This window comes from Candidatus Nitrohelix vancouverensis (assembly GCA_015698305.1).
Taxonomy (GTDB): domain Bacteria; phylum Nitrospinota; class Nitrospinia; order Nitrospinales; family VA-1; genus Nitrohelix; species Nitrohelix vancouverensis.
In genome coordinates this window covers 2,588,821-2,608,229 of sequence record CP048620.1, presented here as the reverse complement: position 1 = coordinate 2,608,229, position 19,409 = coordinate 2,588,821, and the positions used below count along the sequence as shown (strand labels likewise).

Annotated in this window: 17 protein-coding genes and 1 tRNA gene; all 18 read left to right on the top strand. The window is 49.9% G+C overall.

All coding sequences use genetic code 11. The features are described from left to right. Positions 1-157: 157 nt before the first annotated feature. A complete protein-coding gene (locus G3M78_12070; protein ID QPJ66087.1) occupies positions 158-532 on the top strand; it encodes a hypothetical protein in 375 nt (124 codons plus the stop codon). An 84-nt stretch (positions 533-616) separates the two neighbouring features. After that, complete coding sequence (mfd, locus tag G3M78_12065; GenBank protein ID QPJ66086.1) at positions 617-4,060, top strand: transcription-repair coupling factor; 3,444 nt, start codon at positions 617-619, stop codon at positions 4,058-4,060. Further along, on the top strand, positions 4,047-5,027 hold the full coding sequence (locus G3M78_12060; GenBank protein ID QPJ66085.1) for a hypothetical protein: 981 nt from the start codon (positions 4,047-4,049) through the stop codon (positions 5,025-5,027). Before mfd ends, G3M78_12060 begins: the two co-directional genes overlap by 14 nt. Continuing rightward, complete coding sequence (locus G3M78_12055) at positions 5,002-6,261, top strand: hypothetical protein (GenBank protein QPJ66084.1); 1,260 nt, start codon at positions 5,002-5,004, stop codon at positions 6,259-6,261. Before G3M78_12060 ends, G3M78_12055 begins: the two co-directional genes overlap by 26 nt. A 41-nt stretch (positions 6,262-6,302) precedes the next feature. After that, entirely contained in the window at positions 6,303-7,742 is a 1,440-nt protein-coding gene (gene tilS / locus G3M78_12050) for a tRNA lysidine(34) synthetase TilS (GenBank protein ID QPJ66083.1), read from the top strand. Positions 7,743-7,829: 87 nt separating this feature from the next. Further along, the gene (locus tag G3M78_12045; protein ID QPJ66082.1) at positions 7,830-9,758 is read left to right on the top strand and encodes an ATP-dependent metallopeptidase FtsH/Yme1/Tma family protein; all 1,929 of its coding nucleotides are present in this window, start codon (positions 7,830-7,832) and stop codon (positions 9,756-9,758) included. A 111-nt stretch (positions 9,759-9,869) separates the two neighbouring features. Then, the gene (folP, locus tag G3M78_12040) at positions 9,870-10,718 is read left to right on the top strand and encodes a dihydropteroate synthase (GenBank protein QPJ66081.1); all 849 of its coding nucleotides are present in this window, start codon (positions 9,870-9,872) and stop codon (positions 10,716-10,718) included. Next, the gene (locus tag G3M78_12035; protein QPJ66080.1) at positions 10,715-11,446 is read left to right on the top strand and encodes a pyridoxine 5'-phosphate synthase; all 732 of its coding nucleotides are present in this window, start codon (positions 10,715-10,717) and stop codon (positions 11,444-11,446) included. The genes folP and G3M78_12035 overlap by 4 nt, the downstream gene beginning before the upstream one ends. A gap of 106 nt (positions 11,447-11,552) precedes the next feature. After that, on the top strand, positions 11,553-12,374 hold the full coding sequence (locus G3M78_12030; protein ID QPJ66079.1) for a hypothetical protein: 822 nt from the start codon (positions 11,553-11,555) through the stop codon (positions 12,372-12,374). Between the two features lie 240 nt (positions 12,375-12,614). Beyond that, complete coding sequence (gap, locus tag G3M78_12025; GenBank protein ID QPJ66078.1) at positions 12,615-13,631, top strand: type I glyceraldehyde-3-phosphate dehydrogenase; 1,017 nt, start codon at positions 12,615-12,617, stop codon at positions 13,629-13,631. A gap of 6 nt (positions 13,632-13,637) precedes the next feature. After that, complete coding sequence (locus tag G3M78_12020; protein ID QPJ66077.1) at positions 13,638-14,387, top strand: triose-phosphate isomerase; 750 nt, start codon at positions 13,638-13,640, stop codon at positions 14,385-14,387. Positions 14,388-14,411: 24 nt separating this feature from the next. Then, on the top strand, positions 14,412-14,726 hold the full coding sequence (secG, locus tag G3M78_12015) for a preprotein translocase subunit SecG (protein ID QPJ66076.1): 315 nt from the start codon (positions 14,412-14,414) through the stop codon (positions 14,724-14,726). Positions 14,727-14,737: 11 nt separating this feature from the next. Continuing rightward, positions 14,738-14,822: transfer RNA gene (locus G3M78_12010), tRNA-Leu, on the top strand. Positions 14,823-14,965: 143 nt separating this feature from the next. Further along, positions 14,966-15,982, top strand: a complete 1,017-nt coding sequence (locus tag G3M78_12005) for a GGDEF domain-containing protein (protein ID QPJ66075.1) — start codon at positions 14,966-14,968, stop codon at positions 15,980-15,982. 24 nt (positions 15,983-16,006) lie between these two features. Beyond that, the gene (locus tag G3M78_12000) at positions 16,007-16,363 is read left to right on the top strand and encodes a hypothetical protein (protein ID QPJ66074.1); all 357 of its coding nucleotides are present in this window, start codon (positions 16,007-16,009) and stop codon (positions 16,361-16,363) included. A 31-nt stretch (positions 16,364-16,394) separates the two neighbouring features. Beyond that, on the top strand, positions 16,395-17,741 hold the full coding sequence (locus G3M78_11995) for an NAD(P)/FAD-dependent oxidoreductase (protein QPJ66073.1): 1,347 nt from the start codon (positions 16,395-16,397) through the stop codon (positions 17,739-17,741). 137 nt (positions 17,742-17,878) lie between these two features. Next, positions 17,879-18,442 (top strand): Rieske 2Fe-2S domain-containing protein, encoded by a 564-nt coding sequence (locus tag G3M78_11990; GenBank protein ID QPJ66072.1) that lies wholly within the window; start codon positions 17,879-17,881, stop codon positions 18,440-18,442. A 127-nt stretch (positions 18,443-18,569) separates the two neighbouring features. Further along, a complete protein-coding gene (locus G3M78_11985) occupies positions 18,570-19,358 on the top strand; it encodes a DUF4405 domain-containing protein (GenBank protein QPJ66850.1) in 789 nt (262 codons plus the stop codon). The last annotated feature ends 51 nt before the right edge of the window (positions 19,359-19,409 follow it).

Below are 19,409 nucleotides of genomic sequence, written 5' to 3'. Positions count from 1 at the left end.
AATGGATTGTTTCAGGATTTCTTTTATGTTAAAAATTAAGTGTTTAGCAAAAAATATGAGAGACAATTCTTATCGCTCGCAAACCCTGTGAGCGTCGTTCGAATATTCCCTGTCATTCAGTCCGATTTCACCCAATCCAATCAAATAAGAGGCGAACGTGTGGGTTAAGCATGCTTTTAGAGATTATTACAAACCAAAATTAAGGCGTGAATTGAAACGCGATCCGTCCCCGGAAGAGATGGATGCGCGGTTTGAGGAAATTTACAGCCAGATCAATTGCGTTCTTCTGGTCGGAATCAATCAGGGAGTGACCATCACCTTCCATGAGATTGCGCGTTTCAGTAAAGAAGAGTTTGATCAGTTCCGGGATCACACGGAAGCTTATTTGTTCGAGACCTTTGGCGGCGGAAATTACAAGCTGAATTTTTTTGAAGGCCCTTCCTTCATTGTCTGTGTGAATTTCAAGCCCAAGGGAGAACCCCGCTGGGAGCATTTATTGAAAGATCCCAGGCCGCCCGGCGCAATCTCTTGAAGCGTCTCCCCAGATTCTGAGTTTTATGACAATCTTTAACGCCTTTGCAGGATGGCCTTTCACGAAACAATCAAATTGGCTCCAATGAATCTCGCCTCTGTTGGAAAACAAACGGATCGGGCGCAGGACTCCGCTCTGGAGCCATTGTGGAACTGGTTAAAAAGCGACGCCGCATCGCCTCTACGCATTGAAGGCGTGAGCGGTTCATCGAAAGCTTTTCTTCTCGCCCACATCAAAAAGAATCACTCCGGGCCGGTTCTGGTTGTAACGCCTGGTTCGAGCGCCGGAGAAATGCTCTATGGCGATCTGAAATATTTCGAGCGGGTGATCAATCCAAAGATCGGTCCGCAATTTTTCCCCGCCTGGGAGATGCTCCCTTACGAAGATTTGTCTCCGCTGATTGAGACGACAGGCGAACGCTTGTCGGTTCTGACGCAATGCCTGACCCGTGAGGATTTTTTTCTGGTCGCGCCGATTGAATCCTTGTTTCAAGCCCTGATCCCGCGCAAAACGCTGACCTCGCAAATTTTCCCGATTCGCAAGGGAGATGTGATGGAGCGCGAAATTCTCGAAGCCTGTCTGGCCGACAATGGCTACCACCGCGTTCCGATGGTCGAGGCGAAGGGAGATTTCAGCGTTCGCGGCGATATCGTCGATTTCTTCATGCCGTCGGAAAACGCTCCGGTTCGCCTCGAATTGTTCGGCGACGAGGTGGAGACCCTGCGTTATTTTGACGTGGTCTCTCAGGTTTCGATGGAGTCGATCGAGCAGATCGCCATCCTGCCCACCCGGGAGATTTGTCCTTCAACAGAACAGTCGCAGGCGGCGGTGGAGAAACTCATTGCAGACGGCAAGGCGATGGACGCAGAGCGGAGGCGGGTCAAGGAAGTTGCGGACCAAATCGAACAATTTGGTTTGTTTCCCGGAATGGAACGTTACCTTCCCTATTATTATCAGGCAAAAGAAAGCCTGCTGGATTACCTTCCCGCAAATACCCTCATCGTCATTGATGAAGATGAAGCGACTCTGGAAAAAGTGGATCACAACTGGGAACTGGCTCAAGAGGAATATGAAAAATACAAAGGCGCAGGCGATCCGGTTCCACAACCGGAAACCTTCTTTTACACGCGCGAAGAATTTTTTTCGAAAATAAAGTCAAGGAAACAACTGCATCTGAATGCATTGAAACTGAGCGGCGACCCGGACGCTATTTCTCTGAACATTCAATCCACACCGCCGCTTCGGGGACAGTTTGAAACGCTGGCAGATCAAATCTGGAAGTGGAATGAAAATGGCCGCCGCGTGATCGCCGTCGCCCCCACCAAGGGACAAACTCGACGCCTTCAGGAATTGCAGGGGGAATATGAACTGCCTCTGGACGTGGATCAAGGCATCCTGAGTTTTGGTTTCGAGTTTCCCGAGTTCAACTGCGTCTATATTGCGGAACATGAAATCTTTGGCCGCGGGCACAAGCGCAGGGTGCGACGCAAGCCGAAGTCGCAGAGTTTTCAGCGCGGATTCAAAGACCTCAAGCCGAATGATTATCTGGTTCACATGGATTACGGGATCGGCAAGTATCTGGGCGCTCGCGAACTGAAAACAGATTTCAGCGGCGGCGAATTTCTGGAAATTTTGTACGCCGATCAGGAAAAATTGTATGTGCCGATGGAAGGTCTGGGTCTCCTGCAAAAATACATAGGAGCGGGAGAAGGCTCGCCGCCTCTGAGCAAACTGGGCGGCGTGGCCTGGAAGAAGCAAACCGGAAAAATCAAAAAATCCCTGCAGGAAATGGCCGACGATTTGCTGAAACTCTACGCATCGCGCGAGTTGACCGAAGGACACGCGTTTGCGCCCAATCCTGTCCCGGTTCAGGAATTTGCAGATACCTTTGAATACGTCGAAACAGAGGATCAGCTCAAGGCGATTGAAGAAGTCGAAGAGGATCTGGAAAAGGACAAACCGATGGATCGTCTGATCTGCGGCGACGTGGGTTATGGCAAGACCGAGGTGGCCATGCGAGCCGCTTTCAAGGTAGCTCTGGAAAAAAAACAGGTCGCTTTTCTGGTGCCGACGACGATTCTGGCGCAACAGCATTACAATACTTTTCGCGAGCGATTTCGCAACCAGGCGCTGAACATCGCCTGCCTGTCCCGTTTCGTATCTGCAAAAGAACAAAAGCGTATTCTGGAAAAGCTGAAGAAGGGCGAGGTGGACATCGTCGTTGGCACGCACCGGATACTTTCCAAGGATGTGAAATTCGCCGACCTCGGCCTGATCGTCATTGACGAAGAGCAGCGTTTTGGCGTGAAGCATAAGGAAAAATTAAAGAAGATGAGAACCTCGGTGGATATCCTGACTCTCACCGCAACGCCGATTCCGCGCACTCTGCACTTTTCGCTGATGGGGGTTCGCGACCTGAGCGTCATCGAAACGCCCCCGGGGGATCGCATCGCCATCAAAACCTACATCCGAAAATTTGACGAGGCCGTCATTCAGGAAGCGATTCAGAAGGAACTGGATCGGGGAGGGCAGGTCTATTTTGTTCATAATAAAGTCCAGAGCATTCATTCGGTAGCGGCGATGATCCACAAAATTCTTCCCAAGGCCCGCATCGGCGTTGGGCATGGTCAGTTGCCGGAGTCGCAACTGGAATCGGTGATGGGGCGCTTCATCCAAAAGGAAATCGACGTTCTGGTCTGCACGACCATTGTCGAGTCGGGACTGGATATTCCATCAGCCAACACCATCATCATCAATCGCGCCGATCAGTTCGGGCTGGCGCAACTCTATCAGTTGCGCGGTCGGGTGGGACGTTACAAGCACCAGGCCTACGCTTATCTCCTCATACCCGGGGCCACCAGCATCACCGAAGAAGCCCGTCAGCGCGTCGCCGCGATTCAGGAGTTGAGCGAACTGGGCGCGGGTTTTCAGCTGGCCGCGCGCGATATGGAAATCCGTGGCGTTGGAAACATGCTGGGCCACAAGCAGTCAGGGCATATTTCATCCATTGGTTTCGATATGTATTGCAAGTTGATGGATGAAACGGTGAAGGAATTGCACGGCGAAAAAGTAGAAGCCCATCTGGAACCGGAAATCAATCTGATGATCAAGGGATTCATTCCAAAGGACTATATTCCCGATTTGAACCAGCGTCTGGAAATCTATCGACGCATGCAATTGATCGACCACGCGCAAGATTGCGACGCGATGGACAGGGAGTTGCAGGACAGGTACGGCGCCTTGCCGCCGGATGTTCAGAAATTACTTGAACTGGTCAAGATCAAAGCCCTATGCCGGACACTGCGCATCACGCGCATGGACATGAGGGCAGAAGGGGCGGTATTCAGTTTTGACGAATCAACGCTCATCCCGCCGGAACAATTGACCGTAATACTGGATGATCGATTGAGTTTTGTGTCTGAATACCAGATGAAACTGAAATTAAACAAACACACCTGGCAGGACGACCTGAAAATGATAGAACGTTACCTGACGCGAATGGCGGAGGTCTCTCATGTGGAATCATAGGTCCTTCCCAGGCAAACGATTTGCGGCTCTCCTTGCAGTGTTGATTTTGTTCTCGGCATGCAGTGACAGCGAACGGCCCAAGAACCAGAGCCAGAACCCAGGCTCTGTGATGACGGTGAATGGCGAGAGCGTTTCAGTGGATGAGTTCCAGAAAAATCTGAATCAGGTGCGAAGAAAGTTCCATATGGAAAATCATACCGACATACCGCCCGAGGAAAAGTTTTTGTTGAAGACCCAGGCCATGAACCAGTCCTTGCAATCTGCCCTGTTACGTCAGGAAATACGCAAGAGCAATGTCGCCCTGAGTCGGGAGGAATGGGAGGCTGAATTCCAAAAAGCCAAAAATGGCTACAACGAGGGAGCCTTTGAGCGCTATCTGGAAGATTTGGGGGTGTCGCTGGAAGAATGGAAAAAAGATTTGGAATTCAATATGTTAACAAAAAAATTGATTCGTCAGAACGTCAATAGTAAAGTAATAATAGAAGAGAAGGAATTGCGGGAGTATTTTGACGGGCATCCCGAAGAATTCACTCAAAGAGATAAGGTTCGGGCCTTGCACATCATGGTTCGAACTGAAGAAGAATGCCGGGAGATCCAAAAACTCCTGAAATCCCGTTTACGCAAATTCCCCGATTTGGCGCGCGAGCGGTCTTTGAGTCCGGAAGGGACATTCGGCGGCGATCTGGGTTATTTTGAAGCGGGACACATGCCGGAAGAATTTGACTCTGTTTTTAAACTCGATATCAATGAAGTCAGCGATGTGATCCACACCCCTTACGGATTTCATCTATTCAAGGTCATGGACAAGAAAGACGGACAGAAAATGACCTTTGAAGAATCGAGAGAACAAATACAGGCCCGATTACTGCAAACACATCAGGATGAGGCATTCAGCCAATGGTTATTGCAATTAAAAGAAGACGCGAAAATTGAAATCAACGATGACGTATTCAATAAAATCGGTTAAGCGCGGCCTGATCGCTTTTGGAGCCGGACTCATGATTTTCATGTGCGGCGAGGCTTCCGCGAAGGTATTTGATCGCGTGGTGGCAAAGGTCAATAGCGACATCATCACAATGAGCGCGGTGGAGGAAAGGGTGGGGCCTTACCGGGAGATGCTCATGCGTTCCGGCCAGGAGACGCCTCCGACGGATGAGTTGATGAAGCAGATTCTGGACATCATGATCGAAGAACGATTGCAGATCCAGCGCGGCAAAAAGCTCGGTATCCAGGTGGAGGAAGAAAGTGTTCTCAGCGCATTGGATGAGATCAAGGAAAAGAATCATCTGAGCGATCAGGAAATGGAGATAATGCTTCAGAGGGAAGGGCGGAGTCTCGAGCAGTACAAGGAACAGATACGCAATCAGATACTGGTCTCCCGGGTGGCGCGGTTTCAGTTCGGGAATCGAATCATCGTGACAGACCAGTTGGCGAAACAGTATTACGAAAAAATGAAACAGGATTTTATGAATCCTGAGCGAATCAAAGTCCGCCATATTTTATTCATTCTGGATGCGGGCATCACAGATGCCGAACGGGAAGTGAAACGCAAGCGCGCTGAAATGACGCTTCAGGAGATTCGCTCCGGCAAGAGTTTTGAAGAAATGGCGCGGCGTTATTCCGAAGACGTTTCCGCTTCGTCCGGCGGCGAGATTGGATTGCTTGCGAAAGGCAAGCTGGTTCCCGAGTTTGAGGAGGTCGCATTTTCCTTGAGAGACGGAGAGGTGAGCGACGTTGTAAAAACCCGGTTTGGATATCATATCATCAAGGTCGATCAATACTTAGCCAGTCAACCGAAGCCTTACGACGATGATCTGAAAGAAAAAATAAAAGATATTATTTTCAGAAAAGCTTCTGAGAAAAAATACAAGGATTGGGTGCAAACCTTAAAGAGCGAATCCTTTATCGAAGTGAAACTTGATGAAGAATCCGCTGTTGAAGAACCGAAGCGCTTAAAAAAACGATCTCGAACAAAAGCCGCTTCACCTAAAGCCGCCCCTGCTGAAGCAAAGCTGGAGAGGGAGTGGGATGAAGAGATTGAGGTTTCCTCAAAAAAGATTCGCAAGTCAGATGCAACCTCTTCCAAAAATTTGCAATCGATGGAAAATAAATTGCGTCGCATGAAACAATTGCGCGACGCGAAGAAAATTTCTGAAGCTGAGTATCAAAAGAAAAAGATGGAATTGCTCGACCAGCTGTAATCGCTTTCTTTCAGTGTCGGACACAGACAATCCGACGCCCATTGTTCTTCCCCCTCTGGCTTGCCAGACCCATGGACCCCTTCCGTAAAAAGATCAAAGCCTCTTTGGAAGAGATGACGCGCCCCGGCGAATTCATTTTGCTTGCGGTGTCCGGCGGCCCCGATTCCATTGCCTTGTTGCGGATCATGAATGAACTGCGTGAATCCCTCAAAATCCGAATTGCCGTCGCGCATTTCAATCACAAAGCACGCGGAGCCGATTCGGATGCGGATGAAGCGTTTGTTGTCAGGACGGCTCAATCTCTGGGCGTGGAGCTGGTTACGGACTCTGCCGACATCAAAGCCCTGTTACAAAATTCCGCAACTTCTTTTCAGGAAACGGCGCGTCGTTACCGCTACGAATTTCTCGAATCGTCGCGCGATCGATTGGGAGCGACCCGTATCGCGACGGGGCACAACGCCGACGACCAGGCGGAGACGCTTCTCATTAATCTGTTGCGCGGTAGCGGTTTGCGCGGTCTGGGCGGCCTGACTCCCCTGCAGGAAACGCTCATCCGACCTTTGGCGGCATGTTCCCGCGCTGACATAATGGGCTATTTGAATGCGAACGATATTGAATATATGACCGACGCATCCAATACCGATCCGAGCTATGTGCGCAATCGCGTCCGGAGCGAATTATTACCGACGCTTGAGACCTTCAATCCGAATATCAAGGAGGTCCTGGCGCGCACGGCATCCATTCTGCGGCAGGATGAGCGAGCGCTGTCGGCGCTGGCTGAAACGACATTGAAGAAGCTTAGCCAGGGTGGGGAGGAAGAGGGGCGGATTGTTCTTGATTTGAAAACGTTTCGTAAGGAAGAGAGTTTTTTGCAGAGCCGTCTGGTCTGGACTCTGTTGCGAAAATTATATGGCGGCGGGAGTCGATTCTCAGAGAGCCACGTCGACGCCGCGCTTCGCCTCATACTTAAAGGCGAAAACGGTCAGACCGTTCAGTTGCCGAAAAATAAATCCCTGGTGATAGAAAATGCGAACGCTGTGTTTTATTTTGAATCGACTCAAAATAAAACGGCGAATGCAGAGGGCGTGTCGATGGTCTGGAGCGTTCCGGGAGATCTTGACTGGCCTGCTGGCGAATGTTCTTTCACCAGCCGTTTGCTCCCCCAGCCGATGCCCCGGATCGATCCAATGTGCGAAGCCTGTTTTGATTTTGACAAAGTAGGCTCGGTTTTGATCGTTCGATGCTTTCAGAATGGCGATGTCTGCAATCCTTTGGGGATGAATGGGCATAAGAAATTGAAGGATATTTTTATCGATTCCAAGATTCCACGAAACCTTAGAAGGACAATTCCCATCGTAACTACAGAGTCGGGCGATATTATCTGGGTGTACGGTCTGAGAATTTCACAAGGCTATTGCGTTGACGCAAATACTTCAACCCTCCTTCATCTTGCAGGTAGCAAAAATTACTTTAAAAGATGAGGGGAATATTGGCTTTTCCCGCATCATTTTGTGTTATCATGACTTTATATATAAGCGATAACAAACCAACAAATTCAGGAGAATATCTTGAACCAGTTTTATAAGAATTTAGCTCTTTGGTTGATCATTGGATTGATTTTAATCGCATTGTTCAATGCGTTTAACAGGCCGTTGGCCCCGCAATCTGAAGTGATTTTCAGCGACTTCATGGAACAGGTCGAAAATGGCCAGGTGAAAGAAGTCATGATTCAGGGGGACAATGTGTCCGGAAAATATCTGGACGGCCGTTCCTTTCAAACCGTAACGCCTCCGAAAGACCCGGATTTGATTCGCAACCTGCGCGAGAAAAACATTCGCATTGTGGTGGCGCCTCCGGAACAGACCAGCTGGTACATGAGTATTTTGATCTCATGGTTCCCGATGATTCTGTTGCTGGGTATCTGGATTTTCTTCATGCGCCAGATGCAGGCGGGCGGCGGCAAGGCCATGTCCTTTGGCAAGAGCAAGGCAAAACTGCTGAACGAGAACAAAAACAAGACCACTTTCAAGGACGTCGCTGGAGTGGACGAGGCGAAAGAGGAATTGCATGAGATCATCGAATTCCTTAAAGAGCCGCAGAAATTCAGCAAGCTGGGCGGCAAGATTCCCAAGGGCGTTCTGTTGGTAGGACCTCCTGGTACAGGGAAAACCCTGCTGGCGCGAGCCATCTCGGGCGAAGCCAATGTGCCTTTCTTCAGCATCAGCGGATCGGACTTTGTGGAAATGTTTGTCGGCGTCGGCGCATCGCGCGTTCGCGATTTATTTGATCAGGGCAAGAAGAACAGCCCCTGCATCATCTTCATCGACGAAATTGACGCGGTCGGTCGACACCGCGGCGCCGGTCTGGGCGGCGGACACGACGAGCGCGAGCAAACGCTCAATCAGCTTCTCGTTGAGATGGACGGTTTTGAAAATAACGAAGGCGTCATCATGATCGCCGCGACCAACCGACCGGACGTTCTCGATCCGGCCTTGTTGCGACCCGGTCGTTTCGACCGCCAGGTGGTGGTCAATCGCCCCGACGTTCGCGGACGCGAAGGCATTCTGAAAGTTCATACCAGTACGGTGCCTTTGGAAGATGACGTCGAATTGAAAGTCATTGCGCGCGGCACCCCCGGCTTCACTGGCGCCGATCTGGCGAATCTCGTGAATGAGGCGGCTCTGCTCGCGGCAAGAAAAGATCGCAAGAATGTGATGATGCTCGACTTTGAAGACGCCAAGGACAAAGTGCTCATGGGCGTTGAGAGACGTAGCATGCACATCAGCGAATCGGAAAAGAAAACCACGGCCTATCATGAAGCGGGCCATGCGCTGGTCGCTACCATGTTGCCGGGAACGGACCCGATTCATAAAGTGACCATCATACCGCGTGGTCGGGCTTTGGGCGTGACCCAGCAATTGCCGCTGAATGAACAGCATACGTACCCCAAGACCTTTTTGTATAACAATCTCGCTATTTTCATGGGCGGTCGCGCCGCTGAGGAAATTTGTCTGGGCCAGATCACGACAGGCGCAGGCAACGACATTGAGCGCGCGACTGAAATCGCCCGCAAGATGGTTTGCGAATGGGGGATGAGCGAGAAAATGGGACCGCTGACTTATGGAACCAAGGAGGAGCAGGTGTTTCTGGGTAAGGACTTTTCGGCTCAGAAAAATTTCAGCGATCAAACCGCCAAGCTCATCGATCAGGAAGTCAAGGCGCTGGTCATGGGAGGTTATAACGTCGCGATTGAGTTGCTGAACACTCACCGTGACAAGCTGGAAGCCCTGGCTTTGGCCTTGCTTGATAGGGAAACGCTCAACGCCGACGAAATCCGCGATATCTTCGATGGAAAATCGGGCGGCGTTGTGGACGAAGATGATTCGTCTTCCAAGACTCCTCTGCATCATGAAGAAAAAGAGAAGAAGAAATCAGGCCCCTTTGGAAGCGCCGAGGGTTTGATGGGCGGCGGATTGCCGGATCCTTCTCCAGCGTGATGCCTTGAATCATTAAAGACGTATTTTGAAAAGCTTCTTTCTCCCGTACAAACGGGGGAGGGGAGCTTTTCTTTTTTAAGCTCCATTCAGAAACCCTTTTTTATATTTTCGATGGAGAGTCGAATGGATGGGGACAGCGTTTCAAAGTCGTTTCAGGTGATGGGAATACTGAACTTGAATTCGGATTCTTTTTACCCGGACAGTCGAGTGGCTTCTGTCGACCAGGCATTGGAAACTGCGCAACGGTTCATCGCCGATGGGGCGGATTACCTGGACCTGGGCGCGGAAAGTTCACGACCGGGTTCGCAGGCGATTTCCGAGGATCAGGAGAGGGCGCGACTGATTCCTGCACTGACAGAAATACGCCGAAGTTTTCAAATTCCGATATCAGTGGACACCTACAAACCGGCAATCGCCAAAGCGGCGATGCAAGCCGGGGCGAATATCATCAACGACATCACCGCTTTACAACGTCATCGCGATATGGCGAGCGTCATTGCCGACCACGACGGCGGCGTTATATTGATGCATATGCAGGGCGACCCGCTGTCCATGCAAAGGAATCCCCATTACGACCGTTTGATTGAGGATATTTATGAATATCTGGAACACAGCATAGCGATCGCGGAAGAGGCGGGTATAGATCCGAAGAAAATAATGATTGATCCGGGAATCGGGTTTGGAAAAACCCTGCACCATAATCTGGAACTGATAGCGCATCTGGACCGGTTTCTCCCGTTACAAAAACCGATCCTTCTGGGCGCGTCGAGAAAATCTTTCATTGGAAATATTCTAGGGTCTATGGAGAATGAAGAGAGATTGGAAGGTTCGCTTGCGGCGGCAGTCGCGGCATATTCAAAAGGGGCTTCGGTATTCAGAGTTCACGATGTCGGGCCGACGGTTCGGGCCTTGAAAGTGACTTCAGCCATTCACAAGCATAGGGAGCGTAAAGATTCATGATTCGATTATTTGTAAACGTAGACCACGTCGCCACAGTGCGCGAAGCCAGAAAAACAACCGAACCGGACCCGCTTGAAGCGGCGCTGATCGCAGAGCGATCCGGCGCCGAGGGGATCACGGTTCATTTGCGCGAAGACCGCAGGCATATTCAGGATCATGACGTCCAACGCATTCACGCTTCGATCCGAATGCCATTGAATCTGGAGATGGCGCCGGTCGATGAAATGACCGAACTGGCGGCCCGTATCATTCCCTATCAGGTGTCACTGGTGCCGGAAAAACGTTTGGAGATCACGACGGAAGGCGGCTTGAATGTCCTAGAGAATGAAGAACGCCTGATTGCGATTCGCAAGCGATTGTCGCCTTTGGGAATCAAATTCAGTCTGTTTGTCGATGCGGACCGCGAGCAGATCGAAGCCTCCCGGCGCGTGCAGGCGGACAGCATTGAATTGAACACCGGGCCCTATTCAGAAGCGACGAGTCGCGAGGAAATCGCGCGAGCGCTGTCCAGTTTGCAATCGGCGGCGGAATTCGCCGGGGAGCAGGGATTGAAAGTATTCGCCGGGCACGGTTTGACAAACGCGAACGTAGCGGCGATCGCCTCCATCCCGCAAGTGGAAGAATTGAATATCGGACATAATCTGGTAGCCCGGGCGATCAGCGTTGGCATGGAGCAGGCGGTCAGAGATATGCTGGTTAATATCAGAGAAGGTGAACGATTGCGCTGATAAGCCGATGGCTGGTATTGAACTTGCTCTTTTTTTGCAAGTGGCATAAAATTTGCTTGATACCTGTATATTATAAAAAATGGCAAATTTTTTGACGGGATCCCACATGGATATTGAAAAGAAAAGTTCCTCTATGGCTGAAGAAAACCATTCCGCAGGCGAGCGCGCGAATTCCATGCTGAATGAATTTCAATTGCTCACGCAAACTTTCAGAAAGGCTCTTCTCTTCAAGGAAAACGTGAGAAATTCCCTGGACCGCAAGCGCGTTGAACTCAAGCGTCAGGAACGGGAAAATAACGCCCGCTTGCAGACGCTGGAGAATAATATTCGAATTTATTCTCTCAATACCGACCGTATCGTTCAAAATCTGGAAGAGTTGGATCAAAAAGAAAAAAACATCAAACAAAGCTACGAAAAGCTTTTGCATGGCTCCGCAGAAAATCCGGCAGAAGCCGTTTTAGCTATGAGCGAAGCTGGCGGAACGGGCGCGGCGACTCATGTGACGCTCGATTCCCTGATCAAAAAACGAAAAGATTATTTGGATAACCTTGATAAGAGTTTCAAGCAGATGGACGCCGAATTGCTTTCCATTGAGACCTTGCGGCAGGAAATCCTGTTTGCCCGTGATGAAATTTTAAATAAAAAAGAAAAAGCGCTGTTGAAGAAAGAATCCATTCTGGAGATGGGGGAGAAGATCAGCGAAGGTCTGGAGCGAGTGGACTCGGAGCTGGGCAAATCCATTAATGAAGAACAGATGATGACCGAGAGCCTGCGCGACCTGCTCCAGCGTATTGCCGATAGCATGGAATTGACGGAAGAAACCGACCGCTTGCTGTTTTCCACTCTCACTGCGGCAGAGTCCAAAAACTGTTACGAAAGCGCAAATGCTTCCGTTTTAGACGATGAAGCCTCCCCGCCGACCTCTTAATCGCGCTATTCCTTGTTTTTTATTGACTTGATATTGTTATTTTTGCATAATCCACTCCTTTAGGACAGCGCGCAAACCTTTCGTCCTTTTTTACATTTTTAAAATCCTCGAGTAGGCTGTTTATCAAAAACGGCCTTGAATTCCAACCAGTTTCGCAAGACCGATTCCTGGCAGAACGTCAACGGACTTACATATTGGAAACGAAAATGCTGGAGGCGCCAATCAGGGAGATATGAGGCGATGGCAGTTAAGATTGCAATCAATGGTTTCGGCAGAATCGGTAGAAATGTACTGAGAAGCCTTCTTTTGGAAGGCGAGGGCGCTGGCGTTGAAGTGTTGGCGATCAATGATCTGACCGACGCGGCGACATTGGCTCATCTGTTCAAGTACGATTCTGTCCACGGCAAATTTGACGCCGAGGTCACTTCCAGCGAAGGCTCTCTTTATGTGGACGGTAAGGAAATAAAGATTTACTCCGAACGCGACCCGGAACGACTCCCTTGGAAAGAACTGAATGTGGATCTGGTGGTTGAGTCCACGGGGATTTTCACCAAAAGAGAAGGCGCGCAAAAACATATTACAGCGGGCGCAAAGAAAGTCATTATTTCAGCCCCGGCCACCGACCCGGATGTTACGGTCGCGCTCGGCGTCAACGCCGAATGCTATGATCCTGCGGCGCATCACATCATTTCCAATGCGTCTTGCACGACCAATTGTCTGGCCCCGGTGGCGAAAGTCGTTAACGACAGTTTTGGCATCAGCCACGGTTTGATGACGACGATCCATTCGTATACGAACGATCAAAGAATTCTGGACCTGCCGCATAAGGATTTACGACGAGCGCGCGCCGCCGCCGTATCGATGATACCGACCTCGACCGGAGCCGCGAAAGCCGTCTCTCTGGTTTTGCCTGAGCTGAAAGGCAAGCTGGACGGAATGGCGATCCGCGTTCCCACGCCCAATGTGTCGCTGGTGGACCTTGCGGTTGTGGTGCAAAAGAAGACCACGGCCGAAGCGGTGAACGATGCCTTCAGGAATGCGGCGTCGGGTCCTTTGAAAGATATTTTACGGGTTGAAGAATTGCCCCTGGTTTCGATTGATTTTAACGGGGAACCCTCGTCATCCGTTGTCGACGCCTTGTCAACCAAGGTGATGGGCGACACGCTGGTGAAGGTTCTTTCCTGGTACGACAACGAGTGGGGCTATTCATCCAGAATCAAGGACCTTGTGAAATATGTCGCCAGCAAGGGAATTTGATTGAGCATGTCAGCTCCAGTGATTGTCGGAAACTGGAAGATGAACAAAGGCGACGCAAGCGCTGTCGCTTTCGTTGCCTTGTTGCAAAAGCGACTCAAAAATTCGAAAGTTGAAGTGGTTCTGGCCCCTCCATTTACGGTTCTCAATGCGATGCATGGAGAGCTGGAGCAAGGCGGCGCTATAAAACTCGCAGGACAGAATTTATACTGGCAGGAAGCGGGCGCCTTTACCGGAGAGATATCCGGTAAAATGTTGAAGGAAGCAGGTTGCGATTATGTTATTTTGGGGCATTCCGAGCGTCGCCAGTTGTTTAATGAAGATGATGCGAGCGTCAACAAGAGAGTCCATTCGGCTCTCGCCGCAGGGTTGAAACCGATTGTGTGTGTGGGCGAAACCCTGGCGCAAAGAGACAGCGGCGCCACTCAGGCCGTTGTTGAGGAACAATTGAGCGGCAGTTTGAGCGGTTTGGATGCGACAGCGCTTGACAGGATTTTGATCGCTTACGAACCGGTGTGGGCGATTGGCACCGGCAAGAACGCCAGCCCCGATCAGGCTCAACAGATTCATCGTCTTATCAGAGAATGGCTTTTGCAACGCTTCGGATCGAATGCATCAACCTCCATTTTGTATGGCGGAAGCGTCAATCCGGGCAACAGTCGTTCCATACTTTCGCAAGACGATATTGACGGAGCGTTGGTGGGCGGCGCCAGTCTCGATATCGATTCATTTTGTGATATTATAGATTCAGCGAGTTAACAACACGAACAAGGCTTTAATCATATGGAAACCGTTCTAACAGTATTGCATGTTCTAGCCACCTTATTTTTGATACTGGTCATCCTCCTGCAGACCGGAAAAGGCGCGGCCATGGGGTCGGGCTTGGGCGCGGGCAGTAGCCAGACCATGTTTGGCAGTTCAGGCGCCGGTAATTTCCTGAGCAAACTGACTGCAGGCGTGGCGACATTATTTCTTGTGACCTCTCTCACTCTGGCGGTCATCTCCTCGAAAAAAGATTCCAAATCTGTGCTGGGCGGATTGGACAGCGCTCCCGTGAGTAGTGAGAGCGGAGCGAACCCCGGTTCTGAAAACAAATAATCTTCAAAATTGCCGACGTGGTGGAATTGGTAGACACGTGCGCTTGAGGGGCGTATGGAGCGATCCGTGGGAGTTCGAGTCTCCCCGTCGGCACCATTTTTCCTATCCTCCCTGTTTTTTTTACCTACATTCGAAATCTGTGTTAGTCTTGCAGAAAATTAAATGCTCTGTAATTCTATTAATGGTATACTTTCCATATAATCAAGCGCTTGATTAAATTTTCTTTTTCTAGGAAAACTATGAGCCGGAAAGATGAGACTGCTAAATCCTTTCCAATAGAGTTTACTGTCCGAATAGCCCGAATCCTGTACGCGTTTCTCGAGGGCATCTTAAAGCTACTCAGCAAAGAAGATATGCTCGGCGCAAAGCTGAGTGATCTCGCTAGCGTGATTCGTAAATCGGTCAGGGTTAAACCCCTGGAAGGAGTGGCTCAGGATGTTGGCAACTATTTTGAAAAAGCCAAACTGAACAGGGAGATGGCGGAGGTCGAAAAAGAGGGACTTAAGGATATGGTTCTCGGTTTGGCAAAATCCATGAAGGAAATGGTTGGCGCTTCAGGCAGTCTGGGAGGTAATATCGATAGCTACATCGAGCGGATTGAGAAGGCGACAACATTGAAGGATTTGCTCGAGTGCAAGTCCGCAGTCATCGACGTCATGGATACCCTGAAAAGTGAATGCGCGACCCTCCGTGCGAAGATGGATGGTTTGAACAGCGAGATGACATCCCTTTGCGAACGCTTGCAGAAATCCGAGTCCATGGTGCACGTGGATGTGTTGACGAATATATTCAATCGCAGCGCTTACGAAATTAAAATCAACCAGTCTGTAAAAGAATTCCAACGCTACCATGAAGCTTTCGCTTTGCTTGTGATCGATATTGACCATTTTAAAAACATCAATGATCAGTATGGCCATAAAGCCGGAGATGAAGTTTTGGTTCTGGTGGCCGATACCTTGAAACAAGCGGTTCGATCGACTGATGAAATTTTCAGGTACGGGGGAGAAGAGTTTGTCGTAATATTGAATAAGATTGATCGAAAGAATGCTCTGAAACTCGCTGAAAAATTAAGAGCCGCTATTGAAAAAGATTATCTGGTTTATAAAAAACAAAAATTACAGGTGACAATTTCTATAGGTCTGGCCTTTATCAATGAATCTGATAATGAAGAAACCGTATTCGAAAATGCAGACCAGGCCCTGTACGATGCTAAAAGAAGAGGTCGCAATCAGGTTGTTGAGCATCAAAACGCCTAGTCAGCCCAGAGCGTTGTCGCAAAAATGCAGATCACCACATTAGGCAGTCTTTTTTCCCACCCCAGTTTTCTCATTCTCTTTCTTGCCATACTGTTCACTCTGGCCAATGTTTTGATTGGCGTGAGTTTGCTTTCACGCGACAAAAAAAAACGCGGTTACAGTATCCACCGCTATGTTTACTGGGGAGCGGTTGGCAGTTTGTGTCTTTATGTTTTATCCAAACACTATCTCCTGGAAGCCACCTATCTTGATCTGTTTGTGCTGGTTTATTTTCTTTTAATTATTCCTTATAGCCGTACAATGGAAGAAACCCAGCACGCTGTGATCGCCTCCGTTGGGCTGGTATTATTGTTAGGAACGGTAGCCTTCACGATCCTGTAATCCCCGAAGCTCACTTAATTCTAGATTTGTCATGACAGTCAAAAAAGATGTTGTCATCATTGGCGGTGGAACGGCAGGAATCGCCGCCGCGCTGACTTGCGCTGAAATGGGCGCAAGGGTTGGACTCATTGAAAAAAAACGATTGGGAGGGCGTCTGCTGTATTCAGACTCTTACGCTCGACAGATCGTTGAGAATATTCTGCCGACTTTGGAAAGCGGCGACGATCATTTTTCTCAACTAAAGCAGGGTTGTGAAGAAGCCTTTGGCAAAATTTCTAAGAATTGTGAGACTAACTTGCAAGACCTTGGCGTCGATATCATTTACGGCGAAGGTCGACCCGCAGGGCGCCAGGTGCAGGTCGTCGGTCCAGATGAAAAAGAAACCGTGCTCGAAGGGGATAAAATCATTTTGACCTGCGGTTCGGTCCCTCACTCGTCCCGACACATGCCGCTGGACGGAGAGACGATATTGAGTATGGCAGATTTCTGGAATCGCTCCCACATACCGGCCTCCATCATGGTATTGGGGACAGGAGATCTGAGTTATGAAACAGCTCGGATTTTCAAGGCGCTGGGATGCAAGGTTTTCTGGGTTCTTCCCGGTTCCCGGGTTCTGTCGCATGCCGATCCCGAATTATGCGATATAATGGAGCGGCATTTGAAGCAGAAGAAAATCAAACTGATCAGCAATAAGAAGGTCGAATCATTTCACCGAAGAGAAGGCGCTCTGGACATCACTTTAGATGGAGGCCTGAAGTTCTCCGCTGAATGCATTCTGGTTTCTGGCGGCAGAAAGCCGGTTGACATGGGGCTGGATGCGATGGGAATGCGCCTGGGAGAACACGGCGAAATATTGACCGAGGAAACGCTGGAGACATCGACCCAGGGCGTGTTCGCGGCAGGAAGCATTTTGGGGCGCGAAGGCTTTCACGGATTGTCAGAAGAGGAAGGACGCGTTGCGGCTGAGAATGCGCTTGGAAAGGTTCGTAAAATAAGCCGGGATATGATCCCGCGCATGATACATTGCAGTCCGGAACTGGCGTGGATAGGAGTCTCGGCGCAAGAGGCCCACCATCTTGGCTTTCGCGGTCTCGAAGGCGTTGTTCGAACCGAAGCCCTGGATGCGGGAGTTTTGAATCAGGAAGAAGGATTTGTTAAGCTGGTGGCAGATGCCGAGTCAGAACGAATCATTGGCGCACAGCTTGCGTGCGCGCATGCAGGCGATATGGTCGACCTGATATCGCTGGTCATGCGACGCGGTTTGAAAGCCCAAACACTGGCTAATTTGAGTTGTCAACGCGGCTCCCCCGCTTACGGAGTTCGGTCCGCAGGAAGGGCCTTGTTAAAAGCAATGAAAAAGCGTCTCAAGTCCCCGTAAACGATAAACTTCTTGTCTTGACTCGTTTTCTCAATTATGTTAAAAACCAACTTCCTCAAATGGGGAAACCATACGCTTTTCGAGCCTCTTGAAGAGGTTGCGAAGATTTTCAAAAGTATGAAAATTGGGAGTTTATTATGGCTCAGGCCAAAGCGGTAAGCAAAGCGACACCAGCCGGTAAGGCGGGATCGAAAGATAAAAAAGAAGAACAGGTAGATACGCTCTGGTCCCGCAGGGATTTCTTTTCTTATGCAGGCTGGGCCAGCTTTCTTGGCGCCGTGGGATTGTCGTCGCTGTACTTTACGCGGCTACTGTTTCCCCGCGTGCTGTTTGAGCCGTCGCCGATTTTTAAAGCGGGAAACCCGATGGATTATACCGTCGGAGAAGTGAGCACTAAATGGGTGAATGACCAGCGCGTTTGGATTGTTCGCGACGATGAAGGGATTTATGCGATTTTTGCTCTCTGCACTCACTTGGGCTGTACGCCTCGTTGGTTGCGATCCGAGAATAAATATAAATGTCCTTGCCATGGTAGCGGGTTCACCCGAGAGGGAATGCATTTTGAAGGTCCTGCTCCCCGTCCGTTGGAGCGCCTGAAAATTGCATTGGCGCCCGATGGGCAATTGATCATCGATAAGAGCAAGAAATTTCTATATGAAAAGGGCCAATGGGGCGACCCGGGGTCTAAATTTCTGATCTGATATCAGGGCTTGCATCTTTACACTGATTTTATAACTTTCCTTCTGCCGTCCCTGGTGGCGGCTGAATTTTTGGAGGATTTTTGTTTTGGCTAATAAAGTACCCGAGATTCCTAGCATTGCAGAATTGATGGCGAAGGTGAAAAGCGGGGAAATCTTCAAGGATATTTCCAAGCAAATCACCGAGTCGCAAGTCTGGACCTCGACGTTCCGGCATGGTTATGCTGATACCCCTCGAAACCGCGTTTTGCAGATAGCAAGTAACGTCTGGTTGCATTTGCATCCAGTCAAAATGCATCGCCATGCGCTTCGTATCAAATTTACCTGGTGTATGGGGGGGATCACCTTTTTGTTGTTCCTTTCCACGATCGTCACGGGCGTGATTTTGATGTTTTATTACCGTCCTGTAGGGGAATATGCCTATTACGACATGAAATACCTGCAATATGACGTCCCTTTTGGCATGCTTATGAGGAATATGCATCGCTGGGCCGCTCATGCCATGGTCATCACCGTTTGGCTTCACATGTTTCGTGTCTTTTTGACAGGTTCGTACAAGCCGCCGCGTGAATTCAACTGGGTGATCGGGGTGTTCCTGGTGACCTTCACTCTCTTGTTGAGTTTTACCGGCTATCTGTTGCCTTGGGATCAGTTGGCAATGTGGGCTGTTACCGTTGGTACGAACATGGCCAGAGCAACCCCGTTCCTTGGTCATGAAGGGCCATTCGCTGAATACGTCGGCGTGACGCCGCGTTATGACGCCCGCTCCGTCCTCATTGGCGGCAGTCTGGTAGGGCCGCCTGCGCTGTTGCGGTTCTATGTTTTGCACTGTATTTTCATCCCGCTGGTGGCAGGGGGCTTGATGATCGTTCACTTTTGGCGAATTCGAAAAGACGGCGGGATATCGGGACCTCTCTAAGCTGTTTTCCGTGACACGCTAATCAATTAGATTTGAATTTGAAAGGGAAAA